The sequence below is a fragment of the Prevotella sp. P6B1 genome (assembly GCF_000702825.1).
GTDB lineage: Bacteria > Bacteroidota > Bacteroidia > Bacteroidales > Bacteroidaceae > Prevotella.
On sequence record NZ_JNKF01000013.1, the window covers coordinates 92,497 to 114,878 of the forward strand.

Genomic DNA, 22,382 nt, shown 5'->3' on the forward strand with positions numbered 1-22,382 from the left:
TTTTCCTATACTATCGTACGATTTTGACAGGATTATAACCTCAGTCCGACAGAGGTATTGACAAACCAGTCGTTGAGATGCCCGCTGGTGTGCTGGTGGCTGTAGCGAAAGTTATTGAACTGGCCATAGGCGTTGATAAACCAACGGTCGAAGTTATAGGTCACCGACAGACGGGCATCAAAGTTCACCGTCATACCGCTATTAAATGTCTTGCTGCCCATGGGTATCACTCTCAGATGGCCGTAGAACCACTCGTCCCACTCCTCGTCAGAGATATCGGCATCGAACATCGGATCCTGAGCGAGCTGCTCCACATTGGTAGCAAAACCATAGGCCCTGATTTTATTGACAACAGTGAGCATAGGCATGGCCATGGCGCTCACCAGCAGGCCGCGCACCGGCACCCAGTTGTAGGCATAACCGATGCCCACACTGCCCTGCCACAGCTTGACCTTGCCCAGTCCGTGCATCAGATAGACAAGGTCGCCGTTCAGGTCATTGGAATAGTCGACATGCCCGTAATAGTACATCGCGCCAGCCATCAGCGAGCCCGCTGAGCGTTTCTGTATCACACTCTGGTCATAGGCGGCCGCATACGAGAAGCGCTTACCGTTGAAAAGGTAGTAGCCATCAGCAATGACGGTACGCACTTTGATGGGATTCATCAGCTGCACCTTCTGCCAGTCTTCCTCGTGACCCTCAGCGATGATCGAGCTCTCCAGATTGAAATCGGGGTGATCGTTCTCAAAGTTGTGTATGCGCACGTTCAACCCATAGGCACCACCTGTGGCACCAAAGGTGAGATAGCTACCCTTGTCGCCACCCACGTTCACGGTATAACCGAAGCCATAGCCGCGATAGCCGGCCCATAGTCCCACATACTGCGAAGGCTCGGTCTTCAGATAGGGTTGTGCCGTATAGGGGATGCCCTCCAGTTCGCCTGCCGCTTTCATACTCAGGATACTCTGGTTCACATTGCCACGCACAATGAGCTGCCAAGGGTGCTGAGGGGCATCGATATAGCGGCGGTCGAGCCCCTTCACCGACATGGAGTCGATGAAGGAGCCCAACTTATGCAGATAGTCCTTCACTATCTGAGCCTGCCCGGGAAGAACGCCACCGAGGGCAACGATAACAACCAGGACCCACTGTTTCATTACACCTCCGCATCAAACGGCGCAGCACTCACGCACTTCAGGTTCTTCTCCAACTGTGCTGTCGAGCTGGCGCCCACCAGTACCGATGTCACACCCTTCTGGTGCAGCACCCAGGCCAGTGCCATCTCTGCAAGGGTCTCACCACGGCTCTCTGCCACCTGGTTATAGGCACGCAGCTTGTCCAACAGCTCGGGCGTGAGCATCTCCTCGCGCAGGAACTTGCCCTTCGACATACGACTATCAGCAGGTATGCCGTTCAGATAGCGGTCGGTGAGCAGACCCTGTGCCAATGGCGAGAAGGCGATAAAGCCCACACCCTTCTCGGCACAGAAATCCAGGATACCCGTTTCCTGAGGTTTACGGTCCAGCATGTTCAGTCGTCCCTGATAGATGAGCAGAGGCACGTCGTGGGCCTTGAGATACTCATAGCCAAACTTCAGCGGCTCAAGGGGCCAGTTTGAAATGCCCACGTAGAGCGCCTTGCCCTGGCGCACAATATCGACGAGCGCCTGAAGCGTCTCCTCGAGCGGGGTCTCAGGGTCGTAGCGGTGACTGTAGAACAGGTCTACATAATCTATCTTCATACGTTTCAGACTCTGGTCCAGACTGGCCATCAGGTATTTTCTCGAACCCCAGTTGCCATAAGGTCCAGGCCACATGTCGTAGCCAGCCTTGCTCGAGATGAAGAGTTCATCGCGATAAGGACGGAAATCCTCGTCCATGAGGCGTCCCATGGTCTCCTCGGCTGAGCCATACACAGGGCCGTAGTTGTTGGCCAGGTCAAAATGCGTGATGCCATGGTCAAAGGCATAGTGCGTAATCTCACGGCTGCGCTCATAAGGATCGACACTACCGAAGTTATGCCAGAATCCCAGGCTCACCTTTGGCAGCAGTACACCCGAGCGCCCACAGCGCTCAAACTCCATTCCATTGTCGTAGCGGTTCTTATCCGCAAAGTAATTTTCCCTCATAACATATTTCAGTTTTAGCTTTTTCTGCTGCAAAGATAGCGATTTATTGCGAAACAACATCAGTAATTCCGTCCATTTTTGTACAAAATTGTATCTTTTCGAATATTTTTCGAACTATATTATGGTACTTATTCCTAAATTTGCACCAAGAATTCAACTAAAACGTTATGAATATAAAAAGAGTACTTGCTATCGCAGTTTTCCAACTTACATTTTTAGCCTCACAGGCTGAGGTGGTATGGTTTGACGGACTGCATCCGATAACCTATCAGATACCGAAGAAGGTAGAACCCGTTGTAAAGACGGCCCTTGACATGTGGATGGGCGACATGCAACAGGTAACGGGAATGCGCCCTATGGCTTCAGCAAACGGCATCATTAAGGTAACCCCTAACCCGTCATTACCTCATGACGGATTCAGGATTCAAGTAAACAGAGGAAGAATCCTGATCGAAGGGGGTAATGGTCGCGGCATGGCCTATGGGCTGCTGGAGCTGTCACGCCTGGCAGGCGTATCGCCCTGGATATGGTGGGGCGACGTGGTGCCAGAAAAGCGGAGTCGCCTGGTGTTAAATGATGATTTCAGGACGGAGCAACAGCCCAGCGTAGCCTATCGTGGCATTTTCCTGAACGACGAGGACTGGAGTCTGCGCCCTTGGAGTCACAAGACCTTTGAGCCATCAGGAAAAAGCCAGATTGGACCGAGAACCTATCGTAGGATCTTCGAGTTGATGCTCCGTTTACGCGCCAACACCATCTGGCCCGGCATGCATCCCGGCACAACGGCCTTCTTCAAGATTCCCGGCGCAAAGGCGATGGCCGACTCGTGTGGCATCGTGATTGGCACATCGCATTGCGAGCCCCTGCTTCGCAACAATGTTGACGAGTGGCAGGTGGCGGAACGGGGTGCCTTTAACTATCGCACCAATCGCCAACAAGTACACCAATACTGGATAGAACGCCTGCAAGAGGTCAGGAAGTCGAAAGATAACATGTTCACCATCGGCATGCGCGGCATACACGACAGCTCGATGGAAGGCTACCAAACCGAACAGGAAAAATTCGATGCCCTCCAACAGGTCATCGACAACCAGCAGGCACTCCTGCGCCAACACGTAGGAGATCCAGCCAAGCAGATGCAGGTGTTCGTGCCCTACAAGGAGGTACTACAGCTATATGAAAAAGGATTGCGCGTGCCCGACTATGTCACCTTGATGTGGTGCGACGACAACTATGGTTACATGACACGTCTGTCGAATGCCAGGGAGCAGCAGCGCCCAGGCGGTGCAGGCGTGTATTACCACCTGAGCTATTGGGGGCGGCCACACGACTACCTCTGGTTAACCACCACCCAGCCAGGCCTTATCTATAACGAGATGCGTGAGGCCTACCAACACAACGTACGTAAGCTCTGGATAGCCAACGTTCACGATCCCAAGGTGGCTGCCTATGACCTGGAGTTGTTTCTCGATCTGGCCTGGAACATCAACTGTGTAGAAGGTCATACACTCACAAACCATCTGGCAGCCTGGCTATGCCGGCAGTTTGGTCAGGAAGCCGGCAAGCGGCTCCTACCCGTGATGCACACGTTCTATCGCCTTTGTGGTGAGCGTAGACCGGAGTTCATGGGCTACACACAGGTAGAACTCGACAAGCAGAAATACCCTCGCGGACTCTCACCTGTTGGCGCTGCGCCCCTCTCACCTATCGAGGCAGCCCAGCGCCTGTCAGCCTTCCAGCACCTCATGGCCGAGATCACGGCCATCCGTCCGCTTGTTCGCTGCGAACTGGGCGATGCCTTCTTTGCGGCTATCGAATATCCTGTCTTTGCAGCCGCAGCCATGAACACCAAGATGCTTGGCGATTCAACAGAGAGCCATCGCGCCTACGAAGAGATACAAGCACTGACCAGGCATTACAACGAGATGAATGGTGGCAAATGGCGCTATCTGATGGATGCCGCCCCACGGAGGCTCCCAGTGTTCGAAAATGTGCATGCCCAGCTAACAGGTACCGACCAGCCTTGCATCATGAAGCGCGATGCCGCTGATTACCAGTCGGCCACCGATGGGGTACGCATCATCCAGATGTTAGGGCATAGCATGCATGCCGTAGCCATGCCTAGGGACGGGCAGCTTACTTACGAGATAGAGATAGCTGCTGAGGACGATTACATCCTGCAGACCGCCCTCATCCCTACCCAGCCAAACGACGATGGCGACCTGCGATTCAGCGTGACCATCGATAATGAACAGCCTGTGGTTTATTCACTCAAAGAGCCCTTCCGTTCCGAACGCTGGAAGCAGAATGTATTGAGCGGACAAGCTGTTCGCAACACAAAGGTACACCTGCACCAAGGGCATCACACCATGACACTGCGTGCCCTCGATGCCCATATCGTATTCGACCAACTACGTATTTTTTAATCATTCTGTTCGGTACGTCACCCTAGTTTGACGCCATACTTGGCGATGCGGTCCTCCATCATGCCAGCAGGCATGAATCGAAGGAGTGTTTTGGTGATGGTATTCAGCATGGCCTGGCGGATGTAATCCTCGCGGATGTAGAGCGACACACGGCGCTGCGACAGGTAATCGCCCTCGATACGGCGCACATTCTCACGCTGTTCATCACTAAGGAACGGCAGGTGCATCTCGGGGATAATGGTAAAACCGCCGTTCTCATCTACGATACGGATAAGGGTGTCGATACTGCCAGCCTCGTACACCCTGCGCCCCTTGGTGCGCGCCTTGCAGAAGCTGAATGCGCTATCGCGCAGGCACTGGGCATCGCGCATAATCCACATCTTTTCGTGTTCCAGATTCTCGGGATGGAACACGGGTAACTTGCGCCAGCAGTCAGCCGCAAGATACACCATAAACTTCTCGGTATAAAGCGGTATCTCGAGTATGCCTTGACGTGCCTGTCCGCTGATGGCGATGGCGGCATCGATATGCCCTAACTGCAGTTCGGCCAGCATGGCATCGCCCTTCAGCTCGTTTATGGTCAGCCGCACCTGCGGATAATCCTCGGTGTAATAACGGATAAACTTGGGCAGGATATAGGGCGAGATGGTGGGACCCACGCTCAGTCGAAGCTCGCCAGTCACATCGCTCCTGTCTTCGCTCACCAACTCATTGATACGCTCAGCCTCAGCGATGGCACGCTCTGCCTGACGGATAATTTTTCCGCCAGCAATCGTGGGTGTTACACTTTTGTTGCTACGCTCAAAAATGCGCACGTCGAGCTCATCTTCCAACTTAACCAACATGGCACTCAAGGTGGGTTGCGAGATGCCTAAGGCATCGGCAGCCTTGGCAAAACTACGATAGCGATCGATAGCTACAATGTACTTTAGTTGCTGTAGTGTCATACGTTCCAGATCATTATAATAGATTACATCGATGCAAAGATAGATAAAATAATTCGTATGTCTATCAAAATATGCGTAATTTTGCACCGTGAAAACAAAAAAAGGTAAAAATGATGACTCAAGAAGAAACAAAAAAGAAAACAACAAAGAAGCAATTCCATCGCCACTTTGAAACACCAGGGCGACCACTATATTGGATTATCATCGCCTATATCATCCTTGGCTGGCTCTTCCCAGTAATTGGTTTAGCGGCCATCATCTGTATGGTTGGCCCCGTGCTGTTCAGCATCTGGCGAGGCCGCTGGTGGTGCGGCAACGTTTGTCCGCGTGGCAATCTGTTCAGCCAACTGCTGTCGAAATACTCGCCCCACCGCGAGATACCTAAGTTTGTGCGCTCCTTCGGGTTCCGCTTGTTTATGGTGTTCTTTATCTTCACCATGTTTGGCATACAGCTGAGCTTTGTGCCCTGGAGCGAAGGCGGACTGGCCATGTGGGCTGGCATCGGCATGGTGTTCTGGAAAATTATTGTGGCTACCACCATCGTTGGTGTGGTATTGGCATTCATCTATGCCCCACGCACTTGGTGCACATTCTGCCCCATGGGAACCATTTCAAACTGGGTGTCGCCCAAAAAGGCCCCACTGCCCAAGGCATATACCAACGTACACGTATCGAGCGCCTGTCAGATGAAGTGCAAGAGCTGTGCCCGCGTATGCCCCATGCAGCTCACGCCCTACGACTCGCGCGGCCAGGAATCGGGATACCTGCACCCCGACTGCATCAAGTGCGGCAAGTGCGTACTGGCCTGCCCCACGAAGATTATGACCATTGAACATTGAATTCAAACACAAAATCACAATAAAGCATAAAAGATGCGAATGAAAGTCTCAGGCATAGCGATATGTCTGGGATTTTTTGTACTTTAGCGGCCTGATACAAAGATTAAAGGAAAAATGAGAAAAGTAAGCAGAGAGATGGATGCCGCCTTTGCACTGGAGGTGCTGGACAAGGCTCCATACGTGACAGTAAGCATGACGCGCCCCGACGGCACTCCTTATGGATTGCCCCTGTCGCTGGCGCGTACCGATGAGAAAACATTTTATTTCCACTGTGCCTTGGAGGGCGACAAGTTGGACTGCATAACCCATCAGCCGACGGTATTCCTGTCGGCTGTCACTAAATGTGCGCCTACGGTTGGCCCTAAGGACGGCAGTTTTACCCTGCAATTCAAATCGGCCACAGCCGTAGGTAAGGCAGAGCTGGTGAACGATCGCGAAGAGAAGATAGCAGCACTGCGAGCCATCTGTGAGCGATTCCTACCACACCACATGGCGGCATTCGACGATGCCATCGCCCGCAGTCTGGACCATACAGCCGTAGTGCGCATCACCCTGACAGAGCCTCCTGTTGGCAAGCGCAAACAGTACGACAAACAGGGCGAAGAGATGACCGGACAGAGCAGCGAGAGCCATCATGCTTGCATGAATGGCCGAGTCGCGAAGGACGGAGACGCAGTCAAATACGGCCGTATGGAGTAAACCCACTAAAACCTGATATCGAATTTATATTCGGGGATGACTTCTACCTGCTGGATATCTACTACAGGGCCGTGTTCGAAATCGGGCACGGCTTTTTGGGGCAGATCGCCTAAGAAGGGGGCGTTCTTGCGCAGCGGACGGAAATAGAACGTCAGCGGGTCGGTCTTCAGATCGTCGGCATAGCGCTTCAAGCCAATCGTCCAAGGCTCGCCATGGTAGAACTCGTCCTGCACCAGCTGCCCCTTCATAAACGCCATAGCCACATCGCCCACGTAATTGATGCGCAGGAAATACTCCTGTACCTGGGATGATTGACCATTATCCAACACCTTAACCGACATGCGGCGGGGACCAGCCTGCTTGACCTTGAACTGGGGCTCGACGGGGGCTACGCTGGCTGTCTGAGCCTTAAAGCCCTGCTTGCTGGGATACACCACATAGCTGACCTGATGGTTGCCCAGACTGAGCAGCGTGGCACCATCGGCTGTAGGCAGCACGGTGGCATCAGTTATCAGCAGTTTGCCGTTAACCTTCAACGCATTCAGCGCCTGCTGGAGGGTGAGCGTGGTAACTTTAATGCCCTTATAAGTAAAGGTGCTCTTAAAGCCAGGTACCGGGCGGAACACCTTGCCACCAGCAAACACAAACTCAGGCTTAACACCTTCGGGGGCAAAGAAGATATAGTGAGGTGTGCCCTTGTCCTGAAGCTTCATGAGTAGCTGGGCTGTGGCATACTTGAGCAGCGCACCGTCCATATCGAGATTGAAGGGCAGAATCATGCTTTCGTCCTTAGGAAGCGTAACGGGGATAGAGATGGTTTCGTTTTTCAAGTTGAGTTTTACCACGCCCGACTGGTCGTGGCGCAGGGTGTCGTGGTCCTGGAAGTTGACCATAAACAGGAAGCCGCTGCCATCCTTGATACGGGCGGCATAGCGCAGGTGGTCGCGGTTACCGGGCGTCATCTGCTGCCAATCGGCTGGCAGAACGGGTTCCATGGGCGCCAGCAGATGGCCGAAATCGGCTAAGAAGGTGTGGAGCAGGCGCAGGTTGCGATACATCTTGCCTTCGAGTCCGAACTCGCCGATAGGTGCCTGGAAATCATAGCTTATCTTGGGCATGCCCATAGGCTCGTCCTGGAACGAGCCCACACCGCCTATCTGCTTGGGCGTGCTGCCTCCGTGATACATATAGTAGCCGATGCCATTACTACCGCTACCCAAGGTGCGCACCATCAGGCCCTCGGCTGCCTCGGCTGTGACGATGGGACGGGCGCTGTAGATCATCTGTATACCAGCGCCCATCTCGGCACAGAACGAGGGGTAATCGGCAGGGTTATAACGCGTAGGCGCATAATCGGCCTCTTTGGTGAGATCCTTGAACATCAGGAATTTCGACATGTGAGGCTTAGCCCAGAAGGGATAGGTATAGGCGGCTGTGACGGGGATGGCCTCGCCCTCGATGACAGCGGCATTACCCCACCCTGTGGCGGTGTAGAAAGGTACATCGATACCAGCCTCGACGGCCATCTGCTTGAGCAGCTGCATGTGCAGGGTGCCCATCTCGGCACCAGTGGCCTTGCGTGCCTGGTTGCCCACACCTATCATAGCCTCGCCGGCATTGTAGCTGGCAGCCGTATTATCCTTGGGCTCGCCTGGATAGCAGATGGCCCAGGGGGCAGCCGAATGCTGCATCTCGTTCTCAACCTGACAGCCGATAATAGGGCCGCCATCCTTATAATACAGGCCCTGCAACTGCTTACCGATCTCGGTATAGAGGCGCTTCACCAGTTTCAGGTATTCGGGATCGTTGCTGCGCACCTCCAAAGGTTTGGCAAAGAGCCAATCGGGGAATCCGCCACTACGGATCTCGCCATGACAGAAGGGGCCGATACGCACAATCACTGCCATATCGTGCTTCTGACAGAGCTCGACAAAGCGGCGCAGGTTACGCTGACCGTCCCAACGAAACTGGCCCTCGACCTCCTCATGCAAACTCCAGAACACATAGGTGGGGATAACGGTTACGCCCCCCGCCTTCATCTTCAGGATCTCCTCCTCCCACTGCTCGGCAGGATAGCGCGAGAAGTGGAACTCGCCCATCACGGGGATGACGGGTTTGCCTGCCATCGACATGTAGAAGTTGTTGATATCGATGCGCTCGCCCTTGGGATTAGCACCACCCATACGCAGGTGGTCGCTACGAATAGCCTTGGGCTGTGCAGGCTCGGTGAGCTGGTACTCACGCGGGGGCTGCAGTGACTTCAGGAAGGGATTGACCGTTGGGTCGGGGCCCAGATAGAAACCGGGCTCGGAGGGCTGGTTATAGCCCACATTCTGGGCTGCGGTGGATAAGCGGTAAGGGATATCCTCCATGAGGCTGTTGATGCGATAGGCTGTGGGGATGGGCGACACATAGATGCGCAACTCGCTGTTATCGGAGGTGCGGGCGACAACCTCCTCGCGCCAGTCGCCAAGGATATCGGCCGACAGGCAGGGGTTGGACTTGGTCCAGTTGTTGAACACCACGCCATCGAACCTGGTCACATCCTTCATGGTATGGTTCTGCCAATCGTACTTGCTCACCGCCTCGTGGTCGAGCAGCTCGCGAAGCAGGTCGCCATCCCACCAGATGCCGAAGTTGACAGAGAGGTAGCGGCCACCTAACTTCAGATGCTGTTTGTGCTGCGGGTCGTCAGGATCTTCGGCGGAATAGAGCACCTCGCCTTTCAGCGTGCGGATGCCATGACTATCGGTACTCCACATCTCGAGTCCGGGATTGGTGGGGTCGATATCGGCTGCCATGCAGCGACCTACATCGTTCTTGGAGGGCACCTGGAAGATGACCTTGCCAGTACGGGCATCGCGGAAGTCGGAGCCGTCGCGACGGTTCTCGTGGCAGTCCCACACCTGCAGGTCGGTGCTCTGCGGATTGAAGCACATCAGGTGGATGGCATCGCCATGACCCATGCCTGTGTTATAGAGGCCTCGACCATCGTGATCGACAGCCATCGAGCCATAGGTAATCTCATCGCAGCCGTCGCCATCGACATCAGCCACGCGCAGGTTGTGGTTGCCCTGCCCTGCATAGGCTGCCCACGCGGGCTGGAGGGTATCGAACACCCAGTGCTGCTTCAGCTCGCGGCCGTCCCAGTCCCAGGCTGCCAGCACGGTGCGGGTGTAGTAGCCACGACAGAAGATGGCCGAGGCATGCTTGCCATCGAGATAGCCCACAGCTGCCAGGAAGCGGTCGGAACGGTTGGCATAGTTGTCGCCCCAGTCGCTCAGGTTGCCACGTTCGGGCACATAGGGCTGGGTGGCCAAGGCCGTGCCAGTAAGACCGTCGAACACGGTGAGGTATTCATTGCCAGTAAGGATACGCCCTGTCTTGGGGCGGCCCTGCTTGTTGTATTTCGCCCATTCAGGCGTGGGCAAAGGCTGCTCGGCATCGGCAGGCGCACGGTGGCGATAGTCGGCCTGGGCATCGCCTATCACCCAACCCTTGCCATCGCGGGTGCCATCGCTGGTACGGACCATGAACTCAGCACGTCCGTCGCCATCAAGGTCGTAGAAAATAAAGGGGGTGTAATGGGCGCCACTGCGCACGTTGATGCCCAGATCGATGCGCCACAACAGGGTGCCATCCAGACGGTAGCAATCAAACAGCGTAGGGCCGGTATAGCCATCGTGGGCATTGTCGTGGGCGTTGGTGGGGTCCCACTTCAGCACAATCTCATACTGTCCGTCGCCATCCACATCGGCCACACTGGCATCGTTGGCAGTATAGCCGAACGGCTTACCATCAGGGGTGGTACCACCAGCTGGCTGTTGCAGCTTGATGGGCAGATAGCCCTCAGGGGCATTGGCACGCAACGTGAAACGACCGTTGCGGGCGCCGCCTCGCACCTCGTAGGTGGCATCGCTGGCGAGCGGTGCCTGATCGATATAGAAAGTGCCGCCCTCGCGCAGCGGCTGCTGGATGAGTTTACGCCCGTTGCGATACACACTGAACGGCTGCCCGACAGCATCGCTGCTGAGCGTGCGCCAGCTGACCACAACCTGCTTGCCACTGCGGATGGCAACCACACCACGGTTCAGATGTTCGCGCTGAATATGCTGCATGTCATAGCGCGGTTGGGCCTGCAGCATGACGGCTGCCAACAGCAGTAAAACGGTTGTTAAAGTAGAGCTTCTCATCGTTGTTTTTGGTTTTTGCTGCAAAATTAATGTTTATTTTCCATACTCAGCCAACTATTTTATCCGAAAACATGCATTTTTGTCCGTTTACAAGTCCATTAATCGGAAAATAATGAGTATATTTGCACCCGATAACAACTAACCATCATGAACTTAAGACAAGTTTCCATACTCTGCCTGCTCGCCTTGAGCAGCATACTGACAGCGCAAGACAAGCTGCTGACCAACAGCCGGCATATCAGCTCGGCCGACGGACTGCCCAGTAACCAGATTTTCGACATGACGCAGGATGCCGACGGCTACATCTGGATGGCGGCAGCCAACGGACTGTGCAGATACGACGGATACCAGTTCTACAACATATACAACTTAGGACCTGACGGCGACCCTATACACGGCGTGGTGGGATACGTGTTTCCTGACGACGACAAGCGCCACCTGTGGATGCGAACCAGCACCTACGTGTACTGCTGCTACGACCTGCGTACGGGAACCTTTATCGACTTTACCGGCAAGAAGGACTACGCACGCACGTACCGCCGATTCATACGCGGCCGACAGGGCGTGGTGTGGATGTTCGACGATGAGAGCGGCGTGCGCCGTGTGAAAGGCAGCGCCGACGGACTAGTGAGCTGTATCGACTATACCAAAGCCAGCGGCACCCTGCCCGTGAACCACGTGAACGATGCCTTCGAAGACCAGCAGGGACGCCTGTGGACCATGACCTCATCGGGCATCACCATCATCGATGCACAGGGCAAGGCACGCACCATTGCCCAGGGCGTGTTCTTCCGCCGAGGCATACAGATTGGACACACCATGCTGGCGCTGACCAACACAGGACTGATTTACACCTTCGACGAGAACGGACGCGAACTGCGACGAATCGCCATCGCTGCCGACATGAAGAAAATCAATATGGTATCGGCCAGCTTCGAGTGGCACGGCTGCTGGATGATCATGACCAACAACGAAACCCTGATGGTGAACCCCAAGGACGGCACCGCCAACGCCACCAACAAATATCACATGCAGGGAGGCGCACAGATGGAGGGTCTGAGCAGCGACGACCAGAACCACTTTGTGAGCAACAGCACGGGCATACTCTACGTGTTCCCTGCCAAGGGCGACATGCGCGTGCTGAACCTGATGCAGGGCGTGAAATCGACGGTGGAGCGATTCCGCCGCTATAACATCAAGAAAGGTGCCGACGGACTGTACTACATAGCCAGCTACGGCAACGGACTCTTTGTGTACGACATTGAGCACGACCGCCTGCAGCACTACTCGGCCACCTCGCCATGGGCCATTGTGGGCAACAGCTATCTGAACAACATCCTGATAGACCGCAGCGGCTGCATCTGGCTGAGCGAGGAATCGACAGGACTGACCTGCATACTGCCACCCGACCGCACCAATGCCGACTACTTCTACCCACAGCCCAACCGCAAGGGCGACTGGAGTAACTTTGTGCGCATGGTGAACTATGCCGGCGGCAACAGGGTGCTGCTGAGCACACGCGACAACCTGTTATACGAACTGAATCCTGCCACATGGCAGCACCAACAGCCACAATCGCTGCCTGCTGCCGTATATGCCTACTATAAGGACACCAAGGGCCACGAGTGGATGGGACTGCGAGGCGGCGGACTCTATATCGACGGCAAGCGCATCGATTTCCCATCGGCACAGATCTACGACATCACCGAAGACCCCTTAGGGCGCCTGTGGATAGCCACCTGGGGCGACGGACTGTTTGTGGTGCACCTGGAGGCCGACGGACTGCTGAACACCACACACCTGATGAAGCGCTCGTACAACGAGAGTCTGATACGTATCATCCGTGCCGACAACCGCCACCAGTACTGGCTGGCCAGCAACAACGGCGTGTACCATATCGACATGCTGAAAAAGACGCTGACCAACAACGACCTCATCAGCCATAACATACAGCAGGGCGACTTTCCCTTCGACGAGATATCGTGTCTGATGCCCGACTCGGCTGGTAACATCTGGGTTGGCGGACGTGGCGGCGGACTGCAGAAATGCCGCTACGACAACGGGAAATTCACCATCGAGCGCAGCTATACCACCCACGACGGACTGATTACCAACAATATACTCTCGATTACCACTGATCGACAAGGCAATATCTGGGCTGGTACCGACAACGGCATCACCTGTATACGCAAGGACCAGAAGGTGAACAGCTACCAGTTCGGACACACCATGGAAAGCAACATCTACAGCGAGAACAGTACTGCCATGCTGCCTGACGGACGACTGCTGTTCGGCACCGCCTATGGCATGATGATACTGCAACCAGAACGACTGAACGCAGAGCTGCCTGAGAAAGCCGGACGACCCATCATCACCATGGTGAGCATTGACGGTGTGGCACGCTACCTGTCGACCAGCGACCAGCAACTGGTGCTGAACCACGACCAGAACTCGATAGAGTTAGGATTCTCGAACCTTGACTACGCTGGTATCTCATCTACCCAATACCGCTATTATATGGAAGGTGTGGAGCACGACTGGCGACAGCTGACCAGCGACAACAGCGCACGCTACAACAGTCTGCCACCAGGCACCTACCTGTTCCACCTCAGCTCGCTGAACAAGAACAACCAATGGAGCGAGGAGTACGTGTTTACCATCATTATCCGCCAGCCGTGGTACAACACGTGGTGGGCATGGCTCATCTACCTCTTTATTATCGGCGTGCTGTGCTGGTACTTCTATCGCGCCTGGCGACGTAACTTCGAACTCAACCAGCAGATACGCGTGGAGAAAGAGCTTTCGACCTTCCGATTAAACTTCTTCACCCATATCGCCCACGAGTTCCGTACACCCCTGGCCATCATCAGCGGCGCTGCCGACAAGCTCACCCAGAAGGGCAGCGAGCAAGTATCGCGTTCGGCTGTGCAGACTGTACGCCGAGGCACGCTGCGACTCTCGAAACTGGTGAACCAACTGATGGAGTTCAGACGTATCAACACAGGTAACCAGCGATTAGGCGTGATGGAGGGCGACATCATCAAACTGGGACGCGCCACCAGCGACGAGTTCCGCGAGATGGCTGCCCGCAAGGAGCAACAGCTCACCTACACCCCATTCGCACACCAGTACCAGATGACCTTCGACCCCCATCTGGTAGAGACGATACTCTACAATCTGCTGAGCAATGCGGTGAAATACACGCCACAAGGTGGACACATCAGTCTGAAAGTGAAACTGCTCGAAGAAAGACAGCAGATACAGCTAATGGTTGAGGACAACGGACCTGGCATCAGCGAGCAGCAGATGCCACAGCTGTTCCAGCCCTTCATGCATGGCTACGTGTCGCAGGGCGGCATGGGCATAGGCCTCTACACCGCCTACCAGTCGGCTCGCCTCCACAAGGGCACCCTCACCTATGAGCGTATCGCGGCTGAGGGTGGCTCGCGGTTCACCGTCAGCCTGCCTGCCAGCGCTGATGTCTATACCAGCGAAGACTATGCCAGCGCCACGGCTGTCAACACCTCCTATCAGTCCGAAGCCACCCCCGACCACATCCGCGAGTTGGCGCCAGTGGCTTTCAACGAGAACATCACGGTGGCCATCATCGAAGACGACCTCGACATGCTCGACCAGATACGTGATAGCGTAGGCCGCTATTTCCGCACGGTGAGCTATACCGCGGGCAGCAAGGCACTCGCTGGCATTGCTGAGCAGCAGCCCCATCTGATACTGTGCGATGTGATGCTGCCCGATATCAACGGCTTCGAGATTGTACGTCAGCTGCGCGCCAGCGAGACCTCGCGCCACACCCCCATCATCATGCTCACCGCCCTCGATGGCGACGACCAGCTGCTACGCGGCTACAAAGCCGGCGCTGACGACTATATGGTCAAGCCCTGTAACTTCGAGCTGCTCATCCTCCGCATCACCCAACTCATCAAGTGGTACAGCCGCGTGCAACCCATCGACACCGCTGCCAGCACAGCGGCAGCGCCTCAGCCCATCATCACCGACGAAGCCGACCAGCGTTTCCGTGAGAAGATGGAGACCATCGTGGCGCAGCACATGGGCGATCCCGACTTCAATGTCGACATGCTCGCAGCGCTGCTCAAGATGGGCCGCACCAAGTTCTATGGCAAGATGAAGGAGTTTACAGGCATGTCGCCCAACACCTATCTGCAGACCGAACGCCTGAAGAAAGCGGCTGACCTGCTGATAGAAGGCGACCTGAACGTGACGGAGGTGAGCTACAAGGTAGGCTTCCAGTCGCCCACCTATTTCTACAAGTGTTTCAAGGAGAAATACGGTGTTCCACCCAGCAAATACGGCAAAGGTCAGTAAAAAAGAAACCGCCCCGACGAGCCACTGCTCGCGGGGCGGTCTACAAAACAACTAACCTTAATTAATGTGCTAACATTTAATATGTATGAACCAAATTATGTAGCCTAAATTAATAACCAGGATTCTGCATAGCCTGCTTCTGCTCAGCAGTGAGGCCTGCTCCACTCTCGGTAGTGATACCATCGAGGAACGACTGTGGAATAGGACGATAGTAGTGCTTATCAGCCTTAAAGTCGCCTATACCACGGCTCACACCATCGTTGAAGGCATGCCAACGGGCATCGAGTGTACGTGTGCGCGCCAGATCCTCCCAACGGAGAGCCTCACCACAAAGCTCACGTGTACGCTCATCAAGCAGGAAGCACATCATCTTCTCCGCATTGGTAGAGCACTTCAGGACCTTATAGATGCGCTGCTCTGTGGGCGAGTTGTATACATCGTCAACACTATTCAGTCGCATGGCAGCCTTAGAAGAAGCTGTTGTCTCAGCAATATTGTTACTCTCATAGTAAGTGTTTTGCTCGCTGTAGATAGCACCATCAGCGCTATAGCCACCACCCTTACCGGTACAATATGAGTTATTCTTATAAGCCTGACCACCATCCACATTCACCGAACGGTTTTCACCAGCAGCATATCCTGCACGCTCACGCAGTTTGTTGATCCACTCGATGGCCTGAGCATAGTTGCTCTCACCCTTGCGAATATAAGCCTCGGCAATCATCAGCACATCCTCGGCCGAACGGGCGATGATGGCATCACGTGTACCAAACTGAGACGCAATAGAGTTACGGGCACCATCACGATACTTACTCAGCGCTACGCTACGCTTGTGAGGAATCACGCCGTAGTAGTTACCGGTAAGATTCTTAATGTCGGTGTTCCAGTTGAAATCCTGTCCCTTGAAGTAACGCACAAAGGTGTGAGGAGCCTGAAGCACGCCATCCTTAGATACCAGAACATCAGAAGCACCAGAAGCATAGTTTTCATAGCGGTCGTCACCAGGATTGTTGACGATATACTTGATACCTACCTGACCACCAACGAAACGCTTGTCGCCAGCAGCTACGCCAGCAGGCGCTTTACCCGAAGCGATATCTTCAGCCGTCCATGTGGGCGCATTCTTCGTATTATTACAACCGTAGCAAGTGATGAACGACTTCCAGAAACGAGAGTCGTTTACACGGTCAAACACCTCCATGGTGTATTCAGTGGCACTTACATAAGAGAACTCACGACCACCAGAGATATCACGGTTTGTACCCTTCATATCCTGATAAACAGAGGGATAGTACAGGTGCATCTGGTTACCAAAGCGGCCCCAGGTTGACTCATCGTTAGAGAACTGAGCAGCCAGCACCACCTCTGATACATTCTCGTTAGCACCATTAGCCTCTTTGTAATCCCACAACTGCACATAGTCGCTGCACAGCGGATGCGCATTGACCACCTCGGTAGCATACTTGATAACGGCATCGAGGTCATCATTCTTATATGCACTGTTCCATTTATCATAAGCCTCAGAAGCACGGAACAGATGAGCCTTTGCCAGGAAGTGGGCAGCAGCATACTTGGTGACACGACCTACCTGGGCAGGTGTGGTAGGCAGCAACTTATAAGCCTCCTCTAAGTCGCTGATAATCTGAGCATAGACCTCCTCCTCGCTGTTGCGGGTGAAATAAGTCTCAGGACCTGTTGAAGGCTGCAACTTAAGAGGCACACCACCAAACTGTTTCACCAATTCGAAGTAGCCATAGGCACGCATGAAATAGCCCTCACCCAGGCGGGTGTTATAGTCAGCATTCGACTGGCCATAGAACTCTGGCACATTCTTAATAAGAACATTGGCAGGCTCTATCAAGCCATAGTAGTTATCCCACACAGGCTGGTTGGCACCACCCTCAGTCGAGTTCAGCGCATCGCCATAGTGGTTCCATGCAGGCATTTGGTTATTGGCATCGGTAAACTCATCGACACCCATATTGTAGCACTCGATACCCCAGATATAATTGAACTTAAATTTCAGTTTCAAGTAGGCACCTGTAGCCAAATCGTCCAAGCCATCCTGAGTCTTGAAATAGTCGGTGCTGAATTCAGTCTTCAGCTCCTCCTTCAGGAATTCATCACCACAAGATGTGGTCATACCGCCCACAACGCTCGTCATCAGGGCGATTGATACTATATTTTTAAATTTCATAATTAGTCCTTTCTTTAATTAGAATCCGATGTTAAGACCTACAACAAAGCTCTTAAGGGTAACACCCGATGCATTTGTCTGTGTATTGTTTGCATAACTTACCAAGTCAGTATCCAACCAGTCGGTCTTCTTATACAGGAAGAATGGGTTGTTAGCCTGTAGATAAACCTTACAGCTATTGATACCCAGTGGTTTGAGCTGCTTAGCGGTGAAGTTATAACCCAGAGAGATATTACGAACCTTGATGAACGAACCATCCTGATAGTTCATAGACGAAGCATAGGTATCAGCAGCCTCACCGGTAGAACCAGGGCTATAGTACTTAGCATTCTCGTTGGTTCCTGCTACCCAGTAGTCGAGTTTACGCATCATGTAGCGGCCATCGAGCGTTGCACTTCCTGCGGGAACGGTGAATCCCCAACGTGAATACAGGAATACAGAGAGTTCCAGATTCTTGTAGTTGAAGGTGTTGGTCCATCCAGCAGTCCAGTCAGGACGATACTTACCAACAATCCTACGGTCGTTGTTACCATCAATAGCATGATCTTCATTAAAGTCCTTCACCTTAATCTGGCCAGGCTTACGACCATACTTGGCAGCCTCTTCAGCCTCGCTGGTCTTCCAGATGCCATCATATACATAGTCGTAGTAAACGCCAATCTCCTCACCTACAAACCAGCGGTTGTTAACGTCCTCCTTCTTACCATTGGCCAGCTCCTTGATTTCGCTGCGGTCCATACTCCATGTGAGTGTAGATGTCCACTCGAAATCACGTGTCTTTACAGGGATGGCGTTCAACTGGAAGTCGATACCCCAACCCGAAGTCTTACCTACATTGGCATAAGTAGAGGTATAACCAGTCAACGAAGGAATAGTCATGGGCAACAACAAATCCTTGGTGGTAGTCTTATAGATATCAAAGCTACCATTGATACGGCTGTTGATGAATCCAAAGTCGATACCCAGGTTCAGCTGTGTGGTCTTCTCCCAGGTCAACTGATTGTTAGCCATCTTGTTTGGGGTCTTTGCTGATGGGTCAGAAGGCACGTAACCTAAGGCAGGATTCTCCTTACCCCACTGATAGTAAGCACCCTGGATGGCACCCTTTGTAGCATATGCTGAGATAGCAGCGTTACCTGTGATACCCCAACCCAGACGCAGTTTCAGATTGCTCAACCAGCTCACATCCTTCAGGAAGTTCTCCTGATTAGCACGCCAAGCCAGCGCTACAGATGGGAAGCTTGCCCACTTATGACCCTCAGCCAGCTGTGAGGCACCATCCCAACGCATAGAAGCGGTAAGCAGATACTTATCCATGAAACCGTAGTTCAAGCGAACCAGGTAAGAAGTCATCTGAGTCTCGGTCAAGCCCGTACCGAATCCGCTCAAAGAGCCAGCAGAATACAGATTGTACCACAGCTGCTCGGCAGAGCTGACATTGGTAGCGCTCATGTTACCCATCTCATAATGATACTCAGAAGCACTCTGCATCAAAGTCAAGCCAATGTTGTGAACGTCGGCAATTGTCTTATTATAATAAATCAGGTTATCGAGTGTGTAGGCTCTACGGATATCATTCTGATACTGCGCCTTATTGTTACCATCACCGTTGATACCACCAGCAGCGTTGGCAATACCCAGTGTGTAGTAACGGAACTCAGGACCGAACTGGATACGATAACGCAAACCGTCTAACGAACTCCAGAGCTTACCGAAATCCACCTCACCATAAACGTTAGCCTGTGCACGGAAGGTTTTACGGTTATTGGTATTGTACTGCAGTTCACGGATGGGGTTGATGATATTGATATCATTGTTAGGCAAACGCAGATAGTTGCCATCAGCATCATAAGGAACAGTCCAAGGCAGCATGCCCTGCAATGCACCATAATAGTCACCAGCACCAGTAGTCGACTTGGTGAAGCTGTAGCCATAATCCTGATTACCGTAAGAGGCGTTGATACCAGCACCAAATACAAAGAAATCAAGAGGCTTAGCCTCGAACGAAGTCTTCAGCGTGAAGCGCTCATATGACTGACCAGGCTGAGTGCCCTTCTGATTCAGGTAACCAAACGAGGCATAACCGTTAAACTTCTCTGCACCACCAGAAACACTCAGGGTGTGCTCGTGGGTGATACCTGTACGCTTACCATCAGCTACCCAGTCATAGCCACCAACCTTTGAAGGATCGTATGTGCCATTAGACCAAGCTTTGTCAATCTGTGCCCAAGAGGCAGCCACACCACCAAAGGCCAGCTTATCCTGCTCGTAATCAGGAGTAGCACTCTTATACGAACCCATGTTATATTTTGCCAGACGTGCGTAGTCGAGCCACTCGGCAGCGTTCATCATCTCGGTCACCTCATGCAAGGTCTCGAACGAAACAGTACCAGAGTAGTTGATGCTCACCTTACCAGCCTTACCTTTCTTGGTTGTTACCAGCACAACACCGTTGGCACCACGGCTACCATAGATAGCAGTAGCAGAAGCATCCTTCAGAATGTCGATGCTCTCGATATCGCTGGGGTTCAGGTTGTCAATACCACCAGCCTGTAGCACCATTCCGTCGACAACATACAAAGGGTCATTGTTTGCACCGATAGAGCGCACGCCACGGATCTGAATCTTACCTACAGAACCTGGACGCTGGTTAGAAGTGATATCCACACCGGCAGCCTTACCCTGCATACCTTCCAGCGCATTCTTTACTGGCATGGCCTTCAGATCATCGCCACTTACACGTGCCAGAGAACCGGTTACATCGCTCTTCTTCATCGTGCCGTAACCTACTACAACCACTTCGTCGAGCAAAGCATTATCTTCCTGAAGCGTAATGTTGATCTGCGATTTTCCACCAAGGGCTACACTCTGTGATTTATAGCCAATGTAAGAAACCTCTAAAGAACCTTTGCCGGGCGCATTAGCAATCGTGAAATGACCATCCAAATCGGTAATGGCACCATTGCTTGTTCCCTTAATAACCACGCTTGCACCGATGATAGGATCTCCCTTAGCATCGACCACTGTTCCGGTAATCTTGCTCTGAGCGAATGCACCAACGGCAAACACGGCGAACAGTACCGTAAACATCAACCTCTGGAACATGGTCCAGCTGCTGTTCAGACTTGATTTACCAATGTCTTTCATACTGTTTTTAAATAATTTAATTAGTAATTTATTAATTTGAAATTTAGGTTTTGCTGCAAAAGTAGCAAGTTTTTATCTATACATATATACAAAAATCGTACGATTACTATGATTATCGTTCAACCTGTACTTTTTTTTAATTGCCATCGGGCTTGGTCAGGTTGGTATTTCCTGACGGATACCAGATAAAAGCATCAGGGTTGTCTGGGTGCGATGGATCAAAGTCCTGCCAGTCGGCTCGCAGGTGATCAGCAAGTGGACAATGCATCTGTTTGAGTCCCATCACAATCATCTTGGCCACCTCCCAGGCTCCATACGGATTAAAGTGGGTGTTATCTGCCAATGGTTCTGGCTGATCGGCAAAAGTGTTAGCGGGATAATGTACCAACGCACGCTTGGAACCCTCGAAACCAAGGGCTTCATAAAAGGCGGTAGTCATCCCGTTCAATTCAATGACTGGCACCTGCTCTCTGCGGGCTACAGTGCGCATGGCTTCAGGATAGTCGCCATGAGTGTTGCGCAGGGTACGCTGATCAGCCTCGAAGAACCGACGGGCTGTAGGTGTTACAAAAATGATATGACCGCCTTTCGCACGTACACGGTCCACAAAAATCTTCAGGTTACGACTATAGCTGTACCAAGCGCCATCGCCGGCTTTATGTTCCTTCTCATCGTTATGACCGAACTCACAGATCACATAATCGCCGCGACGCAGTTGCGTAAGAATCTTATCAAGGCGCAGCTGAGCGAGGAAGGTAGTAGCCGACAGACCGCTTTCGGCATAGTTGGCAATCACTACATCGGGGGTGAACCAACGGGTAATCATCTGTCCCCACGAAGCCCAGGGCTCTTTCTCCTGATCGACCACGGTGCTATTGCCACACAGGAAAACGGTAGTGGCAGCAGTGTCGGGCTCGATGATGATGCGCTGCACGGCAGGTGCTGGTCCGCAGAACTGCAGGTTCAGGGCGTCGTCCCAGTTCTTATAGGTCTGCTCGCGTGTTTTCAGCTTCACACGATTAGCAGCATCAATTTGAGGCTCATGCTTGTTCACCACGAAGGATAATGTCTGATACTTGCCTTTCTTGGTGGTGATGACATCCGTATAATGGCGACGACTCTCAGCACGTACTACCGTCTGGGCGGCACGTTTCTTCGAACCAAGGGTAACGGTAACACGATAATTACCATCAGGTACACGAACCGAGAAATCGATGGGGTTGACACTATATATATTTAATAAGGTGTCGACAGTCTGCGCCTTTACACACAGACCTACGGCGAATGCCAACGTTAGGAATATTAGTCTTTTCATCACAGTTTTAATTAGTTACTGCAAAAGTAGATGTTTTTAATCGTCCATATCATTCATTTTTGTCCGCAATCTAATAAAGTTGTACAATATTGCTAAATTCAGAACAAAAGAATATGAAAGTAGCAGGATAATATACATAACTTTGCA

General features: G+C 52.9%; 11 protein-coding genes. 4 read left to right on the forward strand and 7 right to left on the reverse strand.

All coding sequences use genetic code 11. The annotated features are described in order from the left end of the window. Nucleotides 1–32: 32 nt before the first annotated feature. Both T495_RS0109730 and T495_RS0109735 read right to left on the reverse strand, forming a co-directional pair. The gene (locus T495_RS0109730; RefSeq protein ID WP_033148527.1) at nucleotides 33–1,157 is read right to left on the reverse strand and encodes a DUF4421 family protein; all 1,125 of its coding nucleotides are present in this window, start codon (nucleotides 1,155–1,157) and stop codon (nucleotides 33–35) included. Continuing rightward, nucleotides 1,157–2,128 (reverse strand): aldo/keto reductase, encoded by a 972-nt coding sequence (locus tag T495_RS0109735; RefSeq protein WP_033148666.1) that lies wholly within the window; start codon nucleotides 2,126–2,128, stop codon nucleotides 1,157–1,159. Before T495_RS0109735 ends, T495_RS0109730 begins: the two co-directional genes overlap by 1 nt. 167 nt (nucleotides 2,129–2,295) lie before the next feature. Between T495_RS0109735 and T495_RS0109740 the strand changes: the two genes are divergently transcribed. Continuing rightward, nucleotides 2,296–4,554, forward strand: a complete 2,259-nt coding sequence (locus tag T495_RS0109740; protein WP_051651980.1) for a glycosyl hydrolase 115 family protein — start codon at nucleotides 2,296–2,298, stop codon at nucleotides 4,552–4,554. A 17-nt stretch (nucleotides 4,555–4,571) separates the two neighbouring features. Here the strand turns inward: T495_RS0109740 and T495_RS0109745 are convergent, their stop codons facing one another. Continuing rightward, complete coding sequence (locus tag T495_RS0109745) at nucleotides 4,572–5,501, reverse strand: LysR substrate-binding domain-containing protein (RefSeq protein ID WP_033148528.1); 930 nt, start codon at nucleotides 5,499–5,501, stop codon at nucleotides 4,572–4,574. Between the two features lie 110 nt (nucleotides 5,502–5,611). Between T495_RS0109745 and T495_RS0109750 the strand changes: the two genes are divergently transcribed. Both T495_RS0109750 and T495_RS0109755 read left to right on the forward strand, forming a co-directional pair. Further along, nucleotides 5,612–6,340 (forward strand): 4Fe-4S binding protein, encoded by a 729-nt coding sequence (locus T495_RS0109750; RefSeq protein WP_231495082.1) that lies wholly within the window; start codon nucleotides 5,612–5,614, stop codon nucleotides 6,338–6,340. A 114-nt stretch (nucleotides 6,341–6,454) separates the two neighbouring features. Beyond that, complete coding sequence (locus T495_RS0109755; RefSeq protein WP_081832081.1) at nucleotides 6,455–7,039, forward strand: pyridoxamine 5'-phosphate oxidase family protein; 585 nt, start codon at nucleotides 6,455–6,457, stop codon at nucleotides 7,037–7,039. 5 nt (nucleotides 7,040–7,044) lie between these two features. On the opposite strand, the gene T495_RS16180 is transcribed toward T495_RS0109755, so the two are convergent. Further along, a complete protein-coding gene (locus tag T495_RS16180) occupies nucleotides 7,045–11,232 on the reverse strand; it encodes a beta-galactosidase (RefSeq protein ID WP_231495083.1) in 4,188 nt (1,395 codons plus the stop codon). Between the two features lie 147 nt (nucleotides 11,233–11,379). Between T495_RS16180 and T495_RS0109770 the strand changes: the two genes are divergently transcribed. Then, nucleotides 11,380–15,576: a two-component regulator propeller domain-containing protein gene (locus tag T495_RS0109770; RefSeq protein ID WP_033148529.1), complete on the forward strand. Its 4,197-nt coding sequence runs from the start codon at nucleotides 11,380–11,382 to the stop codon at nucleotides 15,574–15,576. Between the two features lie 109 nt (nucleotides 15,577–15,685). Here the strand turns inward: T495_RS0109770 and T495_RS0109775 are convergent, their stop codons facing one another. The 3 genes from T495_RS0109775 to T495_RS0109785 form a co-directional block, all read right to left on the reverse strand. Beyond that, on the reverse strand, nucleotides 15,686–17,773 hold the full coding sequence (locus T495_RS0109775; RefSeq protein ID WP_033148530.1) for a RagB/SusD family nutrient uptake outer membrane protein: 2,088 nt from the start codon (nucleotides 17,771–17,773) through the stop codon (nucleotides 15,686–15,688). A gap of 18 nt (nucleotides 17,774–17,791) precedes the next feature. Continuing rightward, nucleotides 17,792–20,878 (reverse strand): TonB-dependent receptor, encoded by a 3,087-nt coding sequence (locus tag T495_RS0109780; RefSeq protein ID WP_231495091.1) that lies wholly within the window; start codon nucleotides 20,876–20,878, stop codon nucleotides 17,792–17,794. Nucleotides 20,879–21,056: 178 nt separating this feature from the next. Next, complete coding sequence (locus T495_RS0109785) at nucleotides 21,057–22,235, reverse strand: rhamnogalacturonan acetylesterase (RefSeq protein WP_033148532.1); 1,179 nt, start codon at nucleotides 22,233–22,235, stop codon at nucleotides 21,057–21,059. Nucleotides 22,236–22,382 lie beyond the last annotated feature (147 nt).

What these genes read in the sequence shown, in the direction of transcription:
- T495_RS0109730 (WP_033148527.1), bottom strand. Translation starts at nt 1,157, where the DNA reads ATGAAACAGTGGGTCCTGGTTGTTATCGTTGCCCTCGGTGGCGTTCTT.
- T495_RS0109735 (WP_033148666.1), bottom strand. Translation starts at nt 2,128, where the DNA reads ATGAGGGAAAATTACTTTGCGGATAAGAACCGCTACGACAATGGAATG.
- T495_RS0109740 (WP_051651980.1), top strand. Translation starts at nt 2,296, where the DNA reads ATGAATATAAAAAGAGTACTTGCTATCGCAGTTTTCCAACTTACATTT.
- T495_RS0109745 (WP_033148528.1), bottom strand. Translation starts at nt 5,501, where the DNA reads ATGACACTACAGCAACTAAAGTACATTGTAGCTATCGATCGCTATCGT.
- T495_RS0109750 (WP_231495082.1), top strand. Translation starts at nt 5,612, where the DNA reads ATGATGACTCAAGAAGAAACAAAAAAGAAAACAACAAAGAAGCAATTC.
- T495_RS0109755 (WP_081832081.1), top strand. Translation starts at nt 6,455, where the DNA reads ATGAGAAAAGTAAGCAGAGAGATGGATGCCGCCTTTGCACTGGAGGTG.
- T495_RS16180 (WP_231495083.1), bottom strand. Translation starts at nt 11,232, where the DNA reads ATGAGAAGCTCTACTTTAACAACCGTTTTACTGCTGTTGGCAGCCGTC.
- T495_RS0109770 (WP_033148529.1), top strand. Translation starts at nt 11,380, where the DNA reads ATGAACTTAAGACAAGTTTCCATACTCTGCCTGCTCGCCTTGAGCAGC.
- T495_RS0109775 (WP_033148530.1), bottom strand. Translation starts at nt 17,773, where the DNA reads ATGAAATTTAAAAATATAGTATCAATCGCCCTGATGACGAGCGTTGTG.
- T495_RS0109780 (WP_231495091.1), bottom strand. Translation starts at nt 20,878, where the DNA reads ATGTTCCAGAGGTTGATGTTTACGGTACTGTTCGCCGTGTTTGCCGTT.
- T495_RS0109785 (WP_033148532.1), bottom strand. Translation starts at nt 22,235, where the DNA reads ATGAAAAGACTAATATTCCTAACGTTGGCATTCGCCGTAGGTCTGTGT.